Raw genomic sequence first — 19,339 nt, forward strand, 5'->3', positions numbered from 1 at the left:
AATTGCAACTTTACAAGACTAACTTTGAGGAATAACAATAATGAGTAATGTTGATGCGAACGAGTTATCAAAGTTCTCTGATCTAGCTAGTAAATGGTGGGATAAAACTGGCGAATTTAAGTCTTTGCACGATATTAATCCGCTTAGAGTCGACTATATAGAACAACAATGTGGTGGCGTATTTGATAAATCAATTTTAGATGTTGGTTGCGGCGGCGGTATTTTAAGCGAAGAGTTAGCTAAACGAGGTGCAAACGTTAGTGGTTTAGACATGGTTGAATCATCATTAGAGGTTGCCCGATCACACGCTCTTGAATCAAACCTTAATCTTGAATACTTATTAAGTACCGCTGAAGACCATGCACTTAACTATCCGCAGCATTATGATATTGTTTGTTGCTTGGAAATGCTTGAGCATGTCCCTGACCCTAGCTCAATAGTAGATGCTTGTGCCAGATTGGTAAAGCCAGGTGGAGTTGTTGTTTTTTCAACTCTAAATCGCAACCCTAAATCATATCTTATGGCCATCTTAGGTGCTGAGTATTTGCTTAATATGGTACCTAAAGGTACACATGACTACGATAAATTTATTACTCCAGCAGAACTGACACGAATGATTGAAGCAACTCAGCTTCAAACAATAACAATGACAGGCATGCATTTTAACCCTTTAAAAAATGAATACTTATTGTCTGATAAAAATGTTGATGTGAACTATTTTATCGCCTGTAAAATGAGCGATGTGGTGATATAATTCATTTGAATCAAAGATAGTCACTGCTGGTTAAAAGTTACTCTGGTTATAAGTATGAAATTCAATATAACGAAATATTTTAGCTACTAAAACTAGTGCTCAGATTGTCTTGCATCTGCTAAATCACTCTGTGATTCGTTCCTATGGTGTTAGTCAATACTAACAGAAATACACACAGTAAAACTTCTCGCCAAAACACTACATATAGTAGTTGCAAATCCTCACTATACACACTATCTTGTGTATACCATGAATTGAAACGTTTGAGTTTTGATGCGGTTTGGTCAGTTTTAATGCAGTTTGGTCAAAAGGTTACTCAGCTTGGTAACCAAAAAGGTTTAGTACCACAAGCATTTGCGCGTAGTGTGTAGTTAAAAAAGCAACAAAGCCCTTTGAACGCTTTAAAAAAATAAAAATGAATAACACACAATAATTAACAAAAACAACATGTGAAATTCCAATGCTTGCCAACAAGTTTGATGGCTTTTCTATATGTTGATTACAAACAAGAGCATATAAATAATGAACAATAATTTACTTGTGACTAAACGTAATGGCCAGCAAGAGCCTATTGATTTAGAAAAAATACATCAAGTAGTGACTTGGGCAGCTAAAGGTTTAGAAGATGTGTCGGTTTCTCAAGTTGAAATCAAGGCTCAAATACAGTTCTATAACGGGATTAAAACCGAAGAGATACACGAAACCCTGATCAAATCAGCTGCAGATCTAATCACTACCGAGACACCTGATTACCAATACCTCTCAGCAAGACTAGCGATATTCCATCTTCGCAAAAAAGCTTATGGACAATTTGAGCCGCCAAAACTGACCAAACATGTCCATGAAATGGTTGAAGCGGGCAAATACGACGAACATCTATTAGAAGATTATACAGATGCAGAATTTGACGCATTAGATGCCCTAATTGACCATAGCCGTGATATGAACTTCAGTTATGCTGCCGTCAAACAGCTTGAGGGGAAATATTTGGTGCAAAACAGAGTTAGCGGAGAAATCTACGAAAGTGCACAGTTTCTTTATGTACTGGTAGCTGCATGCTTGTTTGCAAAGTATGACAAAGAAACTCGTTTAGATTACATCAAACGTTTTTATGATGCTGCTTCCACGTTTAAACTATCGCTTCCTACTCCAATAATGGCAGGTGTCAGAACCCCTACCCGTCAATTTAGCTCCTGTGTGCTAATTGAAGCAGGTGATAGTCTTGATTCGATTAATGCTACATCAAGTGCAATTGTAAAATACGTCAGTCAGCGAGCTGGGATAGGCATCAATGCCGGAAGAATTAGAGCATTAGGTAGTCCAATAAGAGGTGGCGAGGCATTTCATACCGGATGCATTCCTTTTTATAAGCATTTCCAAACAGCCGTTAAAAGCTGCTCTCAAGGGGGTGTCAGAGGTGGTGCTGCAACTTTGTTCTACCCAATTTGGCACTTAGAAGTTGAATCCTTGTTGGTCCTAAAAAACAATAGAGGTGTCGAAGAGAATCGAGTTAGACATTTAGACTACGGTGTGCAATGCAACAAATTAATGTACACGCGTATGATAAAAGATGATTATATCACGCTGTTTAGCCCATCTGACGTGCCTGGATTATATGATGCGTTTTTTGCAGATCAAGACGAATTCGAAAGGCTTTATGTAAAATATGAGAACGACGACTCTATTCGCAAAACAAGAATAAAAGCGATTGAATTGTTCGGTCAGTTTATGCAAGAAAGAGCAAATACTGGGCGCATATATCTTCAAAATGTCGACCATTGCAATACCCATAGTCCCTTTGATCCGAAAGTGGCGCCGGTGCGTCAAAGCAACTTATGTTTAGAAATTGCGCTTCCCACCAAACCATTGAGTCATGTCAATGATCCAGAAGGTGAAATTGCCTTATGTACACTTTCAGCCTTTAACCTTGGTGCAATCGAAAGTCTAGATGAACTAGAAGAATTAGCAGATTTAGCGGTAAGAGCATTAGATAGTCTTCTCGATTATCAAGACTACCCTGTGCCAGCCGCTTTCAACGCAACAATGGGAAGAAGAACACTAGGTATAGGCGTCATTAACTTTGCTTATTATCTTGCGAAAAATGGTGTTAAATACTCGGATCATAGTGCTAACGGTTTGGTACATAAAACGTTCGAAGCCATACAATATTATTTGATGAAGGCCTCTAACAATTTAGCAAAAGAAGTGGGTGCTTGTCCTAAGTTTAATGAAACGACATATTCACAAGGTTTAATGCCAGTGGATACCTATAAAAAGGACCTTGATAAAATATGTAATGAGCCTTTGCATTATGATTGGGATTCTTTACGAGAGGATGTTGTCAAATATGGTCTACGAAATAGTACCTTATCAGCACTTATGCCCTCTGAGACATCGTCGCAAATATCCAATGCCACCAATGGTATAGAGCCGCCCAGGGGACATATCAGCATTAAGCAAAGTAAAGACGGGGTTTTAAAACAAGTGGTACCTGACTATAAACAGCTAAAAGATAATTATGAGCTGTTATGGGATATTCCTTCAAATGATGGGTACTTGCAGTTAGTCGCAATTATGCAAAAATTTGTAGATCAGACTATATCGGCGAACACCAGTTATGATCCCAATAACTATGAAGGCGGAAAAGTCCCAATGAAGCTTATGCTTAAAGATTTGTTAACCACCTATAAGTTAGGTATTAAAACGCTTTATTACCACAACACTCGTGATGGCGCATCTGATAAGTCTGATTCAGAGCTAGCAGTAAATGAAGCAAAGCCAGCTGTTCAAGAAGTTGTCATTGAAGAAGATGATGATTGCGCGGGCGGCGCGTGTAAAATATGACCGTTGTCTTTTTATTCATGTAACATTCCTGTGGATAACTCATGACTAAAAACAGTTAAATCAGTAACTTAAGTTAAGGGGCACATTTGCCTCTTTCTTTTGCTTATTGATTGGATATATGGGTCGTGTTATAAACGTAACATTATGCTGAGTTTTCAAATAAAAAAATCCCACATCCTCAGTATGGCAACCAATTACTTCCGGTGCTGATTGATGTAAGAAATAATAACTTCCCTGAACCTCTAGCCGCGCTTTGGGGGTGGGAGCTGTGGCTTGCTCAACCTTTAAACACAGTAAAAGGTCGATTACAAGATTTATGCGTGTTTTATGAATTTGTTGACCGATGCTCACCCGATTTTTTTGAAGCAGCTGCGAAACTTGAAATAATGAGTCTACGTCAAGCAAATGAGTTATCTGCTTTTTTACTCATTAACTTCAAATATGACCTCGCTGATGGTGTTCAAGTAAAGCCAACTACCTTTAATCGCCGCATTGATTCAATAAAATCTTTTTTAGAATATAACTACACGCGTTACGTTAACAAGCTTCATGATATCGATAAAGCTGAGTTTTATTTAAAACAAGTCAATAAATTGTGTGATCACATCAGTAAAAAAAGATATAGCGCCTCAGAGGTTGATAATCAAACGCGCTATACAAAGCCACTTTCTTCTGTTCAAATAAATCTTATCAGAGATATCATCCGCCCCACTTCGCATGATTTTGTAAATGAAATGAATCCTTTCAGGCTTGCACTACAGCGGCGGAATGCTTGCATGGTCATGCTTCTTTGTGAGTTAGGGTGCAGAGCATCTGAGCTTATGCTTATTAGGCATAACCAAAAAGACTTAAAACTAACAACGAAACCAACCGTTGTTATTCAAACACAAGACCAAGGCGATAAGAGCTTTAGAGGTAGAAGCGATGGCGCTTCACATAAAACTCGTGGGCGTGAGTTACCCATTTCACGAGGTCTCGCAGCCTTGCTGATAGATTATATAGAGAATGATAGGCCAAAGCTCCGAAAGCCCTTTAAGGGTTCATTAACAAAGTATTTATTTGTTAGTGATAAGGATGGGGGCGCGATGACGACAGAAGGTCTAGATTATGTGCTCAATAGCTTATATCGCAAAGTTCCCGAATTGAAAGACGCCATTCATCCGCACCAATTTCGAGTAACTAGAGGCGGTGAGTTAAGAGAGAGTGTCGATAAACAATATGAGAACTCAAATTCCCCCATGATCAAAGCTGGTGATATGCAAGATACCTTAACAACGTGGGGTGGCTGGTCTTCCACTAGCTCAATGCCGAAGCGCTATACGAACGCAATACTCCAGAAAAAGTTAAGACAATATTTAGCAGAAAAGGAAACATTCTAGAATGGGCTACGCACAAACGAAATATCTAGCACCACACGTTGATGATGTTTACCAACATATGTATGACATCGTGAGTAACCTAAATGGGGATTGCGATCCGTTCCCCAGCAAAATAGAGACTTTTCATGGTCAAATGCTTGACCTACGCGACAATAATGGACATTTAGTAAAACGCCACCGAGTGATAAATGTTGGCAAAGATTCAGCGTTTTATCCTATTAGTGATGAGTATTCTAAATATTCTTACATCAACTATATTGCAGTGTCTTGCTGGCTTGATACAGCAATATCTCGCTCCCCTGCGTCATTATTACATCAAGGTATTGGTTTTAAAGCCTTGTCGGGCATCAAGCTATCAGACAATGCCTTAAGCTCTGAGCGCATATTTGCAAACGAAATTTCAGCTCAATTGTCAGCCATTATTATAGAAAACATTGACAATCAAAGGGTATGGACGGCAATACGACAATTTGCCAACTATGGAATTTCCAATAGTTTTTGGGGGTTTAATGAAACGCTAATTTTTAAATTAGATGAAATAGTTATTCCTAACAAAGGCACAAAGCAACGAGTTTCCTTGTTAGACCATGAGAATGGACCTTTTACTCGCTCTGAAGTTGCACAAATTTCGGTCGCGCTTCAGTCAAATAAGCTATCGTTGCAACATAAAGTTATGGTCAAGCTTGCTATGCATTTTGGACTTCGTCCTATCCAAATGGCGCTGTTACGAGAAGAGGATATATTTTACGACAACCAAACACTAGCGTGGTATATCAACGTACCAAGAGTGAAAGGCCGTGTGGCACAATTAAGACGCGATACAAATAACTTTTTACTACGCCAACTGCCAGATGAATTAGCTGAGGATATAAACATCTTAATTTCAGAGGAGTCAGATAAACATCAGTTTGATGAAAACAAACACCCTCTTCCGCGCCCCTTGTTCAAGAGTAACAAAGTAAGTCCACATTATTTGAAAGAAAAAAACTTGTTGAGTATGCATGGCATTTTGGATCTCAGAGGATATCTGAAGCTTTTTCTAGAAAAATCCAACAAGAATTGCAGCTTAAATCAGCCTATTTAAAAGATGAAGATGACAATGCCCTACCATTAAACATGACCGCTTATCGGTTCCGCTATACCTTAGGAACCCGCATGGTAATGGAAGGCAAAACATTAGAAGAAGTTGCGATGGCACTAGACCACTCTAACACTAGATCGGTGCAACATTATTTTAAATACAACCGCGATTTGATTGATTTTATAGATGATGCCTTTGATTCATCCAAAGCAATAGACAACGCGGTGTCTCGCTGGCAAGGCTATATTATTGATGAAGATGATGACAAGGTAGTAGGGTCAGTTGTTAGAGGAAAAGACTTACTCAAACTCGGAAAATGCCTAAAGAAATCCAGCTGTGATTGGCACCCATCAGTGAGCTGTTATGGATGTGGCTTATTTCGCCCATTTAAAGACGCTAATCACGAAGCGCAGTTAGATGTTATCAAAGATGAACGTAACTTTGTTCGCAACAACTCCAGCGGCCCTGTTCAGCATCAGCTAGACGAGGCATTCGAAGGCGTTATACAGATTGTAGAGGCACAAAAATCAATGAGAGATGAGAAGTCATGAGCGCTATTACAAATCTTGGTGGACAAAGACAAGACAAGCTATTCGAACAAATTGAACAAAGAGTCGAAGAACTAAAAAGGTATGCGCTGCCTGAGTTTGAAGCACTCGTGTCCTCTGGCAAGCTCATAGGTATTTGGGACGATAAATTTTGGACATATAGAAACGTAACCATATATTTTACACGTCCATATGACGCCTCTGGTAATTTAGTAACCGGAAAAACTCCCGAAAATGATAAAGTTGCAGTCGAAGGCGTTTGGGCTGATATATATAGAATATTCATATTGAATAAAATTAAAGGGCATAGCGGCGCTCCCAAAAGCCTCTCATCCCTCATATCATATACTGTGTGGCTTGGCGAATACTATAATTTTAGTATCAGCCATTTAGCGTCTATCAATCAAGATAAGTTGGATAAATTAATCCCGCTGCTTGAAAAAAACTATGCTGGCAGAGGCCCTTACGAGCGTTATAAAACCATCATAAGTTTTGTTAAAAAATTCATAGTTCCAAATAAGCTCTGCAAAAGTTTCGCGCCTAAAGTTAAGTTGGCAAATCCCATCTCAAAAAGAACTGATGCCACGTCCAAAGAAGCTGCGAAAGCGAGAGATGATAAATTTATCGAAAAAATAGATACTTACATTGGAATAGTAAAACAGAGATTTGATGAAGATGTATGTAGAATTGAGCGTGGAGAAACTGCCCTATACTCCGAGCCGAAGCCTTATTATGATGAGCTTCGTCTACTCGCCATGCCATTTTTTTTGGCGCTCGGTCTGCGTATTGGTGAAGTCTGTAGATTACATAAAGACTGCATCGGTTTTGATGAAGTTGCTCAAAGATGGTTTCTTCGAGTCCTTACTGAGAAAGGCGAATTAGCTAACGCCCGACCTGTCCCACGCAAGTGGGAAGAGGTTATCTTACAATCATATAAACGCATTATTGAAATTACAAAAGGATTTAGAGCCTTTGCTAAACGAGTCGAAACTAAGCGAGAAAAAGTATTTATTGACACCCTAACTTTTCCAGATAGAGCTCCAAGTTTTATTCAATCATTGAAGGAAAATGGTTATGACCCTGAAGAATATTTTGTTAGGGCCGAAGTAGGTGGAACTGGCGACTACCATCAATCGGGTTTGTCATTTAGTTCCCTACGCAAATCTACATTGAAAGATGGAACTGATAAGTTAGGTGTCTATTCACATGCGGTTGTTGGTGAAATAAAAGCAAAACTTAAGAGTAGGCGAACTAGGCACGTGGTAGTATCTAAAACGGCTATAGCTTCTACTGCCATGAAAAAATTGAGAAAGTATAAAGAAAGTATATACCTCGAAAATAGCGTTAATGGAGAGGTAGCGGATACAATTTCGTCCATTTCCTACTCTATAAAAATGCCCTTCAGTGACTTTCTATTCATCGTAAAAGATGAGACATTTACCGCTAATACAAAGAGCCATGGCTTTCTTCCTCGACCGTTGACACCAAGAAATATCGCGAATTGGTTAACCGAAGACACATCTAGAAGTAAATCAGTTTTTACACGATATGACATAAGAAACAACAATGGTGATATCGTTAGAATTACATCTCATCAATTTAGGCACTGGATTACCACGAACTTGATTCGTTCGGGTAAAAATGAAGCAGCGGTTGACCTTTTCATGGGCAGGCAAGCTGGTCAGTCTCGGCACTATGATCATCGCACTCCCAAAGAACGAGCAGAATCAATTAGAGAGCGCTATCTGTCTGATAACGTGCCTGATGATGTGTTAGGACGACGCATAAGGCGTATGCGAGAGAATAATGTCTCGCAAGAAGAGATAGAAAATGCCTTGAACTATACGCTATCAGTAGTCCACTACACGCCTTGGGGGACGTGCAACAGAGAGCTAGACGTCAGCCCTTGTGAGAAAGGTATGATGTGTCTTCGAGGAAAGGATGGAAACGGTTGCCAACACTTTGGTATAGATACCCAAGATGAGGAGGCTAAAAAATCTATTATTAATACAAAAGTACATTATGAGAAACAGTTGTACGCACTTCTTCCTAATTATGACGAGTTGCTCAATACGTTGAATGATAAAGAGCCTCTAGACCAGCATGTCCAGTTTTGCATAGACACCATTAAGGGTTGTGAGAACGCGCTTAAAGCATATGAGAGGGCTGAATCTCAAAAAGAAAACAACATCCCTATCGTGCAAATATTCAAGCCGGAGGAAGATGCATGAGCAAATCTAAATCACCAGACTGGTTACCAAAAGCCTTATTAAGTCTAGAGTTTTTTGCACATAACCCAGAGTATAAGCATGAGTTCGGGCATGATTACATAGCGGATAGATGCGGTATATCCCGCATGACCCTTAACCGAAACAAACGCTACATGAAACGCTATCAGGAGGTTAGGGATATACTAAAAGGATACAAGCCTACGGAACCATCCACAGGCCCTGCCCCAATATCAGGCATGAAGGAAGAAAACGAAAAACTGAAATCCGACAAAAAGAAGCTGAAAGGCGATATGGAAGCTCTAATTCTTAGGCTCAATGACTGTTATCAAATGCTTGAAGATCAAGGTATAGATCCAGCTTTTATCTATCCTAAAAAATTAAAGAAACACAAGGAGGCCTAATGAGCAATCCAGCAGCACAGGTCAATTTAGAACGATTCAAAGCCTTCGTTGACGCCAGAAATCAACACGGCGACTGGGAAGATTATACGCTAGCAAACCAATTAGATCTAAATAAAAAGATGATAGCGCGAGAATGCGAGTTTGATCGTAAAAGAATCACGGGTAATAGCAAGATCAAAGCTCTGTATGACGATGTTGTTGTCGATCTTATTGAAAAAGGGATTTTGTATGAAGACACGCGAACAGGCTCCGAAAAGCAACGAAGAAAGACAGAAAATATAGCTTCATCAAGAGAAAAGGCCGACCTTAAAAAAACGCAAGAAACTAACGCTGCGCTAGAGGAAGAGCTTTACAATGCCAAGTTGGAATTAGAAGAAGCCAATAAAAAACTATCCCGCCTTGAGACTATCGAAAGGTACATGATGGAAACCGGAAGGCTGTAATGACCAAGTTTAAGGGCCAATTACAAATACGCAAAATTCGAAGCAGAGGACGAAGCGCAGGCATTATTTTCTCGGCTATTACACTAGATCCAAAGTCCACTAGATATGTAATCAAGGCTGACTGGAAGACTGCACCTGTCCCATCGTTATTCAGAGAGGGACACTTATGGGATGCAGCAGGAACTATTGAAACACAAACAATTGAATTAAAAGATGGCACACAGTTAAAAGAACTCGTTTTAATACCGACTGAATTGCGATTCGCAAAAGCTGCCAATGAAAACTTAAAGCGGCTACTCGCTGAAGCAAAAGAATTTTTTGGCATTAGTCATGTCAAAGCCGAAAAGTTGGTGTCTTTTTTCGGTGATGATTTATATAAGATAGCGGCAGAAAATAATATTGAAAAGCTACTTCCAATTTTAGGTAGACAAGTGGCTGAGCGTCTTATTGAGGGTCTAAATAAATACCAAGAACTCAATACATTAAGATTACTGGATGATTTAGGTGTGCCCTATCATATTGGCGATTCAGTTATGAAAATATGGGGGCTTAATGCCTACGATAAAATCAAAGAAAACCCCTACCTCTTGGGCGCTTTTATGGCTAATTTAGAAGCAGTTGATGCGTATGCAATCAACAGACTTGGGTTCACTGATGATTCACCGCTGAGATTAACGGCCTACGTCAAAGAAGTCATGTTTAATGCATTCAAAGTCGGTAACACCTGCTTACCTACAGCCGAAGTAAAATATAGGGTTCGTCGCTTACTAGGTTCTCTAGGCGAAAAGGCTTTTGAGTCAGCTATTGAGGCTGGCGAAATCATAGTGATAGGCGATAAGACGCAAGTACGTAGCATGGATATTGTTGAATCAACTGTAGCATCAATCATCACTAAACTATCTCAGGCACACTACGCCGCATCCTTACATCATAGAGTTAATTCACAAATCGATGTTTTTGAGTTAGGCATAAATTTTCCGCTTACAGAAGAACAAAGGGAAGCAATAGTAATATGCTGTACCTCTAGGCTTTCTTTGCTAACAGGAGGCGCAGGCTGCGGCAAAACAACCGTAATTGAAGCTATCTGTCTCGCGTTAGAACAGCTTAAGCAAACGAGACAAATATATCTTATGGCATTAGCTGGCAAAGCCGCCCAGAGAATTACAGAGGCCACTGGAAGAGAAGCCATGACAATAGCTTCGTTTATGTACAACGTTGAACCCGAAAATATACCAGATGATGCGATTTTCATCGTTGATGAAGCATCAATGGTCGATATTTTATCGCTTCTGAAAATCTTAAAGAGGGTCCCAGCTAAAGGCAGGCTAATACTCACTGGAGATGAACAACAACTCCCCCGGTTGGCATCGGTTTAAGCCTTCATGATCTCGTAGGTACGTCTTTAAAAAACCCAGTATTAACAGCCGTAAAACGTCAATCTGAAGCTTCTGGTATTCCTGTTATTGCTAATCAAATCCGAAATTTCAATACAGGACCTTGCGAGATAAAGTTTAAAGACTTCGATGGGTGTTCTCAAGGGGTTAGTTTTATCGAATGTAAACCTGATAGGATCGAAACAGAGGCGCTCAAAGCATATGAAACATTAGGCGGTGATGGTAGCAGTAATGATGTATTAATCCTCTCCTCTACAAAGCATCAATTAGGCGGCGTTTCAAATATCAATGCTTTGATTCATGATAAATACTCTAATGGAGAAGCGGTTAATTTAATTGTGAAAGATTTCGGCTCTGTTGCTCATCAAATAAACGGTCGCTCATTGAGAATAGGCGAACTAATCATGTACACACGTAACGACTACGATAAGGATATTCGAAATGGCTCTGTTGGTAGAGTTCTCAGTCAATGTGAAAATGATATTACGGTTGATTTTGAGGGGAACTGCGTTGAGCTTTCAGTAAATGAGCTTGCTAACTTAGAGCATGCTTATTGCTTGACCGTACACAAGTCTCAAGGCAGCCAATTTGAGCGCGTGATTGTCGTAGTAAAGCAAGGAAGAAATCTTGATAGGCATTTGCTATATACAGCACTAACGCGGGCTAAAAAGCAGGTAGTGTTTATCGGTGATAAAGAAGCTTTTTACCATGCATTGAAAAGATCAAACGCTTTTAATCGTTATACCAACCTCCCTGCGCATCTTTTCAATCATGAGGATGCAAAAAAACAGAAAAGCGCTTAGTGCTGTGATTGCGGGTTATTAGGGTACGCAGTAACCTGATGTTAGACTTTAAGAGTCTCAACACCAGATAAATATTATTGGGCAGGGAATCTGGTACGAAAAAGTGTTTTGCATCCCCGCATGATAAACTAGCTTTTTAAGGTTTTTTTATAATCGAGAATTGTGCGGCGATAATAAAATTTGATAATTTTACGCCATCTTAAAGCCCTAGCATTGAATGCAAACTAAAGCGCCAAAGCTGCCGTTCGGGGCGAAGACTTTAGTGAATGTTGAGATACTAATGTGTAAAAAGAACTGGCTGTTCAAAAGAAAACACTTACCCGACTGCTGTGTACGCATACCGGACATAGACGAAATAACTGCAAGCGACAGATAAGAGACGAGACCTGTTAAAATTGCCTATCACTTTCTCCAATCCTTCACATACAAGACATTATTATTATCAAGTTGAATGACCTTTTTACCTTTCAATTTATTTTCTGCTACATCACCATATTTTCCGATTTCATCAATCGCGATAAAGGTTTGCTTTCCTGTTGATTCATACAGATCAATCAGTTTAGCAACAGCATCATTCTGAATGTTTTTAAACAATACTGAATCATGTACCAAGAAAGGTAATGCAGTAACCTCTAAAAAAGCCAAGTCAAGTAGTATTAAATTTGAATAAGCCTTGCCTGTTCCAGTATCTTCTACTAGTTCGAAAGTGTAGCTATTTTGACGGAGATTAAGTGTTGGGCTCCTCCTTTCCTCGTTATATATCTGCGTGACATTCCTTCTAATTTTGTCATTTAGTATATTTTCGATCAACTCCAAGATTCTAGTCTTCTCGGCAGCAAGCAGTTCTTTTGCTTCCTTTAAATCCGATTTAATCTGAGTGTCCATTTCGAAATACTCTATTTCTTTGCTGGCCACGGAATGGTCTTGCGACAACTCATAAACCCTATCAATAACGACATTTGGATTATCTAAATCTGCCAAGGAAGCAGATATTTTCATATCGATTAAATCGATTTCTTCACTTATTGAAGATAACAGTGAAGATAATTCAGCCTCGCTACTCTTCAACTCCTTTCTAAGTATTTTGGTTATGCTTGAGTGAAATGATTCAACTTCTTCGAGCTTCGAGGTATTTACATCTGGGAAGTATTTTATCAGGGGCTCTAAATGCTTGCTTTTTATCGCCTTGTTTTGGTTTAGATCATTTCTCACTCGAAGCAGTCGACTATCTAATCTAAGTTTCTCTTCTAAAAGCCGATCTTTCTCGAGTTTTAGCTCCATAACCTGTCTATTAGCTATCTCCGATATATTGACGGCATACTTCTTTAGGTTGTTTTTAATTTCCTCAATTTCAGAATCTATCGTATTAATTCTTGTAATGTTTTCCTTGTACTTCGTCTTGGTTGTCTTGGAAATCAACCCAGTTTTTGATGCCTTACTAATCGTACTCTTTTCGTCATTTTTATTTTTTAAATTTTCCGATAGAATTCTTATCGGCTCATATTTCTTAAAGAGCTTAATTGTATTCGTAACGCAATCGGAGGGCTTTTGACTTTTAAAACTATGGAGAGAGTGCTTTACATCAAGATTTTCTTTCCCCCAGACTCTAGAGAAAAGAGACACAATTGAACGGAAAGAAAGCTCGATATCTCCCAGAGAATAAGACGCCTTTAGAAAGGTTGTGTATTCCTCGATACTAATGGGCTCAACTTCAGAATATTTATCATCACATTTATATACAAAGTCTGGGGTTTGCGTCCCTCTTCTAAAGTAGGCTAATTCCTTGCCAAACTGAAAAGTGAAAAAGTAATCATGGTGTCCAACCTCATCGACAACATCTTTATTATGATCAAGAAAAGACTTTCCGCCATATACAAAGTCTATAACCATAAGTAGCGTTGATTTGCCAATCGAATTAGTGGCGACACTGTCGCCTAACACAACATTAAGGCCGGAGTGAAAGTCGATAGTTTCTTCTCTGAATTTATCACAACGAATTTCAATTAACATATCTAATAGCTCCTTCACCCTCTTCCAATTCGATCTTTCCTAAGATATAAAGCACATCAAGCGCCAGCATAAACTCACTAATATCCTCAAATTTGTTTAACCGAGCATGTATCAGATCAGACAAAGAAATCACCTCAGTTTCTTCCAGAATCAAAAAGCTAATCTTTGATAAAATTGAATTATCAAAATTTGTAAACTTACTAGGAAAGGACATTAAAAAACCTCGCAATTTTGAATAAAGAACGAGGCCATAATTTCTGCCGCATCACTGGTTTTTGGTTTTGTTTTTGCGTAAATCCAAGCAACCATATTTTCAAATATGGCCTGCTGATCAATCCCCATATTTTTTTGCTTTAAATAGTATGTCTTGATCTGAAGAGAAATGATTTCAGAAAAATCAGAATTGACGTTATCTAACTCTGAGAACTTCCCTCTAATAAACACGTAGTACTCTCTAACGTTGCCTTTAATTTTTAATTTAGTTGGCCTCGACATGGTAGAGTCTAGCTTCTCATCTACTTCTCTGGGTGTAAAATCAATTTCAGCAGCATTTTCTAGTTCCGGATCATCGTATATAGCTTCTATGATCTGGCTGATCTCATCTTCAATCGTATATCTTTTCCAAATCGCTTCTTGGCCACTACGATCAATAAGCTTATTCTTTAGTCCAAGTAAGGTTCGATACTCCTCGACAGTTCTAGGCTTATCAAATTTTGCATGACATATCTCGCACAAAGGTATGATGTTATTTTCGTCATTTACATCATCACTTAGCCACTCTTCATCCTTCAGTAGATGCTTTTCTTCTTTAGTGGGATTTAATGGGTATATATGCGCCAGTTCATAGTTTTTGAAGCTCTTGCCGCTCTTCTTATAGAAAAGAGGCTCAGCACATAAGGGGCACACTCGACTAACCTGTGAAAGCAAGGCTATATTTTGCGCATCAGAATACTTCTTTCTTGGATTGCTCATCCTTGAACCACTTTCATAAATTGTAAAACTTCCCCAAAAGTTATAACGATTTATTAGTGACCGATTGGTTCATTTTTCTACCAGCAGTCGCATCATCTCTATCATATCTATATATTTACCAAATTACCTAACTCATTGCTAGTTAACTTCTTTTGTTGCACATCTTTAAAGTGGTTTAAGGTGATAAATGACCGATTGGATCATTTGCATAAATATGAGAGGATTTTTATTAATTTGTATTTATACATCGAGTCTCGTGTATTTTTTGTTATCTCAAACTGAACGGTTTGTCCTGTTTTCTTTTGAACAATCATTGCCCGCGACTGAATATTTGTTCCTTGAGCAATATCTCTCACCTTTAACGACACAAGGTCACAACCGCGTAACTTACTATCTAAACCTAAATTGAAAAGCGCTAGATTACGAACATGCCCAGACAATTCAAGACACACTCATATTGCCCATATCTGTTGTAGCTTTAACGCTAGCTTCTGACCTACTAACTTATTTTTGTTCCATGCTTCTTTCTTTTTGTATATTGCTAAAGGATACATGTTTGTACTTACTGGTTGATGTGTACAATATTTAAGCAATACAAGTGCTAGTTAGCACAGTTTGTGAATATCAGGAGCAGCGCAAAAGCCGCCGTTCAGGACCAAGATTCTAGTGAATATTGAAGAACTGGTTTGTGAATAGAGGGAACACTCATAAACGATTCACAAATAGAGTTGTGATATTAATGCAATGCTGATTTTCTAACATATCGTCCTTTTTGATGTAGTCGCTATTAGCAATTATTACTGCGTTGCTTGAACCTGAAAACTGTAATTGGCCAGCTACTGAAATTAGTTACTTTAATTCTTTAAATTGCACCGTGCCGCCATAAGACTCGTTTTCGATATTACAAGTATATTTTTTTTGTCTGTTATCTCCTAGAGTATTACTTTTTAAGAAGTCCGAACTACCAGTAAATATATCTTCATTATTTGTTTTCATTAATTTAGTCAGAATATCTTCTAATTGACCATGTTTATCATCATGATCTTCATCATGAAAAATATAACAACCAACTTCATAATCACCTTTGATATGAATTTCATGGTTGTTTAAGATAGGAACCTCTAAAGCATCCTTTAAATTTTTAAGCCTAGTATCTACGCCGTGATCGATAGACTTGATACTGAGAAGGTGCTCACGGCTTATCCTGATGCATCCAGCGCAGCTCGACTAATCGACTGTATTTGGTTTAGAAATGGACGTCTAACGCCTGCGGTTATGGAAGTCGAACATAGCACTGGCGTAACCTCAGGACTTACGAGAATGAAAGGATTCTTCGACTTAGCCCCTGCTCTGCGAGATATTCGATGGACTATCGTTGCTCCAGACGAGTTGAGAAAGAAGGTTTTCGACCAAGCAAACTTAGCGCAATTCAAAACTATGGATGTTAGGTTTTTTCCATACTCTGCGGTTGATGAGCTTTATTCGCTCTGTCAACGACGCAAGCCCATAAAATAATCTGTGTCACTGAACTACCATTAGTTCTACTTCCTTTACAATCTTCGATGGTTCTATTTTGAGCGCTTTCCCAATTTTGAAAAGACTATCAAGCGTGGGTTGTCTTAGACCCCGCTCCAAAAGGGATATATATGTTCTATCTAGCCCACAATCAAAGCCAAGCTCTGCTTGAGTAACTTTAATTTCCTGTCGGCGCTTCTTTAGTACTTTTCCAAAAGCTATCTGTATAGTCATTATGATTCTCAAAAGAGACTATATGAATACTTTTGCAGACTATAGTCGACGGACTATAGTCTGAATTTGTTCTTCATGATAAGATTTGGGAAATAGGAGAATATTTATGCAGCAAACCAAGTGGGAATACCATGTTTTACACACACATTATGACGCTCTGATAAATGACCACTTTGCTATTATTGACAATCAGAGGGTAGAAGGCCTACAACGCATCCTCAATGGTTATGGTTTTGCTGGTTGGGAGTGTTTTGGTCAAACTCCAATTTTCTTAAGTGAGCAGCGTTCAGACTTAAAAACTGGCGCTGAAGATGACATAGAGTTGGTGTTTGATGTTACAAGTTTCCTTCTAAAAAGGCCGCTATAGCTTTTTAGGACCCTCATAAAATAATCTTGAATTATGATGGTAGAGTTTAATCTAAATATTACCGCAATAACCTTCTCGAGTAGGATTTTATGTCGACAAAAGAATGGGCAATTACGCAAAGTGACTATATGCTCTATCAAGACTGTTATCTCGATTTAAAAAACGGTAATGATACCTTTAACCCGAACCCCGCGGTCATCCGCGTAAATAGCCCGAAGAATTTTTCAATTATTAATGAGTATTTTAATAATGGAAAAAGAGATTATGAGTTAACGTTGGAGATCCCATCTGAGGTTTTTGATGAGTTAGCAATCGCATGGTGCAAGCGCAGAGGTAGGCTGTGAGTGACCTTTGGTGCATTTTAATATTGTTGGCGTAAGTAAGTAGAAACTCGTCAAGTCGACTTGTTCCTCTCGGCCAATTGAGTTTTTTATGGGTGATAAAGGCGCTTCCAAAGCATTTTATTATCGTCGAGCAGAACGCTAGAGGATGGCATTAGAACGGTATCCGTCTACTTATAAACCACCGCATTTCAAGCACGAATATTTTATACGTGTAAGATGACGCCATCTGCGACGAAGCCTTCACGTTAAACTTTTTTATTAACTCAAATTGGAGCAACCATGACTTCTACTAATATTATTTCCAACGTCTCAAAGGTACTGATTGAGCTAACGTTTCAATTTATTGTTTATCTTCTGGCATTTTTTGCATTTATAACAGCAATCGAAATTGACTACTCTTATAGCATAGCTCCTGTTGTATCCAGCTTTATTGCTATTAAGTCTTTCAGCTTCAGACTTCCAAAACCTCATGAGCCAAAGAGTCAATCAAAAGCTAGTCAATCCTCAGATGCTTTGCAGTATGCTGGATACTCACCCCAAATAGGCGACACCTCTTTCCTGAAAGCCTCAGTTCCCATTAAAGATATAGACGTGGAGCTAGCTTACTTACTATTCGAAATGTATGAGGGGGATCAGCTCAAAATACCAGACTGGTTATCCTCCCCAAAAGCTTCATTGGACGGATTGAGCCCGATGCAAGCGATAATAGATAGAGAAAAGCTGAAGAAAGTTAAAAACCATCTGGTACAAAGTAACCATGGGATGTTGGCTTAAATTCAGTCATCAATGGAAAGGCGTTTAAGCATAAACTAGAAGAAAGAGAATTGTGAAAATGATAACTACTAAAGACCTAACAGCATTGATTGACCGCCTATGTAGCCGTCTGCCACTACTGGACGAAATAACAACTACTGAAAAGCCATTCATGCTTACACTAACCATATCATTCGACCTAGATAAAAAGCTGAATGAAATTATTGAAGAAGACAAAACAAGCAAAGACGAAATCTTTCTTAAAGCGCTGCAACTATTCATTGAAGCGAGAAAAGGTATTCGTGACGGTATGGAGCTACAGCTGAAAGACCCTGAAGACAAGGGCGCTCACATCAATATTATCGGCTTGTAGCTATCCATCACAATCTTTGTAGTGACGCAAAAAATCCCATATTCAACCTTTAAAAAGACAATAACGCAGGAAAGTTGATGGCCAAACTTGGTTTACAAATAATAGCGGGTTCAGAAGCTTTAGACATACTAAATCAACTCGCTAAGCAAAAGTTCAATGCAAACAAGGTAAGTGAAATAGAGGGAAGCGATACGTTAAATATTGACGGTGGTATAAATAACATTCGAGCCAGAATTACTGCTAACAACGTTATTGAGTTCTATCACCGATACGACAAAGACTATGACAGGTACGAATCGCTATTCTTAGGGTTTTGTCGAGACAACAATCTGACTATAAAACTCTTTAAAACTGAACATCACAAAGACTGGCGTACCGTGAGATGACTTGGTTTATTTTTTGTATTTTACGAGGTGATTGATTTGGGGAAACAAACAGAGGTTGCGTTTAACGTCGATACAGTGTTTTTGGAAAAACTTAAAACAAGACTCAATCTAGAGAACACGACAGATGTAGTGAGGGTTGCGTTTACATTATTGGATTGGGCGTCGGATGAGGTACAGCAAGACCGAATGATTGTGTCGGCCAAACAAGATGGTACAGAGGTAAATAGGCTTGTGATGCCAGAGTTTGCGGAGTAGATTGGTACAAATGCTACGGGACGACTTGGTGTTGGGACTTATTTGTAATGCTAGCTATGTTGCAGTAACCGGCCCTTCACTTTCTGAATAACTTCAAGTTTATAAGCAATGTAATTTTGTCGTTTTAAAGCTGCCATGTATCGGTCCGCTTAAGACAAGAAGCGGACGGTCAAGCGAATCGATAATTGAGTATTTGTCTGATCCCATTATGCCAAAACCAGTCTGTGGGGCTTACTTGAGTTGAACTGATCT

21 protein-coding genes are annotated in these 19,339 nt (G+C 38.9%); 17 read left to right on the top strand and 4 right to left on the bottom strand.

What is annotated here, in order from left to right:
• Positions 1 to 40: 40 nt before the first annotated feature.
• The 10 genes from ubiG to ACZ1G6_RS07475 all read left to right on the top strand — a co-directional run bounded on the left by ubiG (position 41) and on the right by ACZ1G6_RS07475 (position 11,878).
• Positions 41 to 754, top strand: coding sequence for a bifunctional 2-polyprenyl-6-hydroxyphenol methylase/3-demethylubiquinol 3-O-methyltransferase UbiG (gene ubiG / locus ACZ1G6_RS07430; RefSeq protein ID WP_472618700.1), 714 nt, complete (start codon positions 41 to 43; stop codon positions 752 to 754).
• Positions 755 to 1,276: 522 nt separating this feature from the next.
• Positions 1,277 to 3,598, top strand: a complete 2,322-nt coding sequence (gene nrdA, locus ACZ1G6_RS07435) for a class 1a ribonucleoside-diphosphate reductase subunit alpha (protein WP_472618701.1) — start codon at positions 1,277 to 1,279, stop codon at positions 3,596 to 3,598.
• 203 nt (positions 3,599 to 3,801) lie between these two features.
• A complete protein-coding gene (locus ACZ1G6_RS07440; RefSeq protein WP_472618702.1) occupies positions 3,802 to 4,977 on the top strand; it encodes a tyrosine-type recombinase/integrase in 1,176 nt (391 codons plus the stop codon).
• Position 4,978: 1 nt separating this feature from the next.
• Positions 4,979 to 6,061: a hypothetical protein gene (locus ACZ1G6_RS07445; RefSeq protein ID WP_472618703.1), complete on the top strand. Its 1,083-nt coding sequence runs from the start codon at positions 4,979 to 4,981 to the stop codon at positions 6,059 to 6,061.
• Positions 6,037 to 6,609, top strand: a complete 573-nt coding sequence (locus tag ACZ1G6_RS07450) for a hypothetical protein (RefSeq protein WP_472618704.1) — start codon at positions 6,037 to 6,039, stop codon at positions 6,607 to 6,609. The genes ACZ1G6_RS07445 and ACZ1G6_RS07450 overlap by 25 nt, the downstream gene beginning before the upstream one ends.
• The gene (locus ACZ1G6_RS07455) at positions 6,606 to 8,837 is read left to right on the top strand and encodes a hypothetical protein (protein ID WP_472618705.1); all 2,232 of its coding nucleotides are present in this window, start codon (positions 6,606 to 6,608) and stop codon (positions 8,835 to 8,837) included. Before ACZ1G6_RS07450 ends, ACZ1G6_RS07455 begins: the two co-directional genes overlap by 4 nt.
• Positions 8,834 to 9,238, top strand: a complete 405-nt coding sequence (locus ACZ1G6_RS07460; protein ID WP_472618706.1) for a hypothetical protein — start codon at positions 8,834 to 8,836, stop codon at positions 9,236 to 9,238. Before ACZ1G6_RS07455 ends, ACZ1G6_RS07460 begins: the two co-directional genes overlap by 4 nt.
• A complete protein-coding gene (locus ACZ1G6_RS07465; protein ID WP_472618707.1) occupies positions 9,238 to 9,681 on the top strand; it encodes a hypothetical protein in 444 nt (147 codons plus the stop codon). The genes ACZ1G6_RS07460 and ACZ1G6_RS07465 overlap by 1 nt, the downstream gene beginning before the upstream one ends.
• Positions 9,681 to 11,057 (top strand): ATP-dependent DNA helicase, encoded by a 1,377-nt coding sequence (locus tag ACZ1G6_RS07470; protein WP_472618708.1) that lies wholly within the window; start codon positions 9,681 to 9,683, stop codon positions 11,055 to 11,057. The genes ACZ1G6_RS07465 and ACZ1G6_RS07470 overlap by 1 nt, the downstream gene beginning before the upstream one ends.
• Before the next feature lie 356 nt (positions 11,058 to 11,413).
• Complete coding sequence (locus tag ACZ1G6_RS07475; protein ID WP_472618709.1) at positions 11,414 to 11,878, top strand: ATP-dependent DNA helicase; 465 nt, start codon at positions 11,414 to 11,416, stop codon at positions 11,876 to 11,878.
• 402 nt (positions 11,879 to 12,280) lie between these two features.
• Here ACZ1G6_RS07475 and ACZ1G6_RS07480 read toward each other — a convergent pair whose 3' ends face one another.
• The 3 genes from ACZ1G6_RS07480 to ACZ1G6_RS07490 are packed head-to-tail and all read right to left on the bottom strand — an operon-like array spanning position 12,281 to position 14,860.
• The gene (locus ACZ1G6_RS07480; RefSeq protein WP_472618710.1) at positions 12,281 to 13,888 is read right to left on the bottom strand and encodes a DUF2326 domain-containing protein; all 1,608 of its coding nucleotides are present in this window, start codon (positions 13,886 to 13,888) and stop codon (positions 12,281 to 12,283) included.
• Complete coding sequence (locus tag ACZ1G6_RS07485) at positions 13,878 to 14,102, bottom strand: ABC-three component system middle component 7 (RefSeq protein ID WP_472618711.1); 225 nt, start codon at positions 14,100 to 14,102, stop codon at positions 13,878 to 13,880. Before ACZ1G6_RS07485 ends, ACZ1G6_RS07480 begins: the two co-directional genes overlap by 11 nt.
• The gene (locus ACZ1G6_RS07490; protein WP_472618712.1) at positions 14,102 to 14,860 is read right to left on the bottom strand and encodes an ABC-three component system protein; all 759 of its coding nucleotides are present in this window, start codon (positions 14,858 to 14,860) and stop codon (positions 14,102 to 14,104) included. Before ACZ1G6_RS07490 ends, ACZ1G6_RS07485 begins: the two co-directional genes overlap by 1 nt.
• 1,161 nt (positions 14,861 to 16,021) lie before the next feature.
• On the opposite strand from ACZ1G6_RS07490, the gene ACZ1G6_RS07495 reads away from it, so the two are divergent.
• A complete protein-coding gene (locus ACZ1G6_RS07495) occupies positions 16,022 to 16,375 on the top strand; it encodes a hypothetical protein (protein ID WP_472618713.1) in 354 nt (117 codons plus the stop codon).
• A gap of 6 nt (positions 16,376 to 16,381) precedes the next feature.
• On the opposite strand, the gene ACZ1G6_RS07500 is transcribed toward ACZ1G6_RS07495, so the two are convergent.
• Entirely contained in the window at positions 16,382 to 16,609 is a 228-nt protein-coding gene (locus tag ACZ1G6_RS07500; protein WP_472618714.1) for a helix-turn-helix domain-containing protein, read from the bottom strand.
• Positions 16,610 to 16,715: 106 nt separating this feature from the next.
• On the opposite strand from ACZ1G6_RS07500, the gene ACZ1G6_RS07505 reads away from it, so the two are divergent.
• The 6 genes from ACZ1G6_RS07505 (at position 16,716) to ACZ1G6_RS07530 (ending at position 19,087) form a co-directional block, all read left to right on the top strand.
• Entirely contained in the window at positions 16,716 to 16,976 is a 261-nt protein-coding gene (locus tag ACZ1G6_RS07505; protein ID WP_472618715.1) for a hypothetical protein, read from the top strand.
• Positions 16,977 to 17,065: 89 nt separating this feature from the next.
• Positions 17,066 to 17,320, top strand: a complete 255-nt coding sequence (locus ACZ1G6_RS07510) for a hypothetical protein (protein WP_472618716.1) — start codon at positions 17,066 to 17,068, stop codon at positions 17,318 to 17,320.
• Positions 17,321 to 17,599: 279 nt separating this feature from the next.
• Positions 17,600 to 18,094, top strand: a complete 495-nt coding sequence (locus ACZ1G6_RS07515; RefSeq protein WP_472618717.1) for a hypothetical protein — start codon at positions 17,600 to 17,602, stop codon at positions 18,092 to 18,094.
• Positions 18,095 to 18,146: 52 nt separating this feature from the next.
• Positions 18,147 to 18,446, top strand: coding sequence for a hypothetical protein (locus tag ACZ1G6_RS07520; protein WP_472618718.1), 300 nt, complete (start codon positions 18,147 to 18,149; stop codon positions 18,444 to 18,446).
• A gap of 77 nt (positions 18,447 to 18,523) precedes the next feature.
• Entirely contained in the window at positions 18,524 to 18,832 is a 309-nt protein-coding gene (locus ACZ1G6_RS07525) for a hypothetical protein (RefSeq protein ID WP_472618719.1), read from the top strand.
• A 36-nt stretch (positions 18,833 to 18,868) separates the two neighbouring features.
• Complete coding sequence (locus ACZ1G6_RS07530) at positions 18,869 to 19,087, top strand: hypothetical protein (RefSeq protein WP_472618720.1); 219 nt, start codon at positions 18,869 to 18,871, stop codon at positions 19,085 to 19,087.
• Positions 19,088 to 19,339: the final 252 nt, after the last annotated feature.

Source organism: Glaciecola sp. HA4-3, assembly GCF_055693685.1.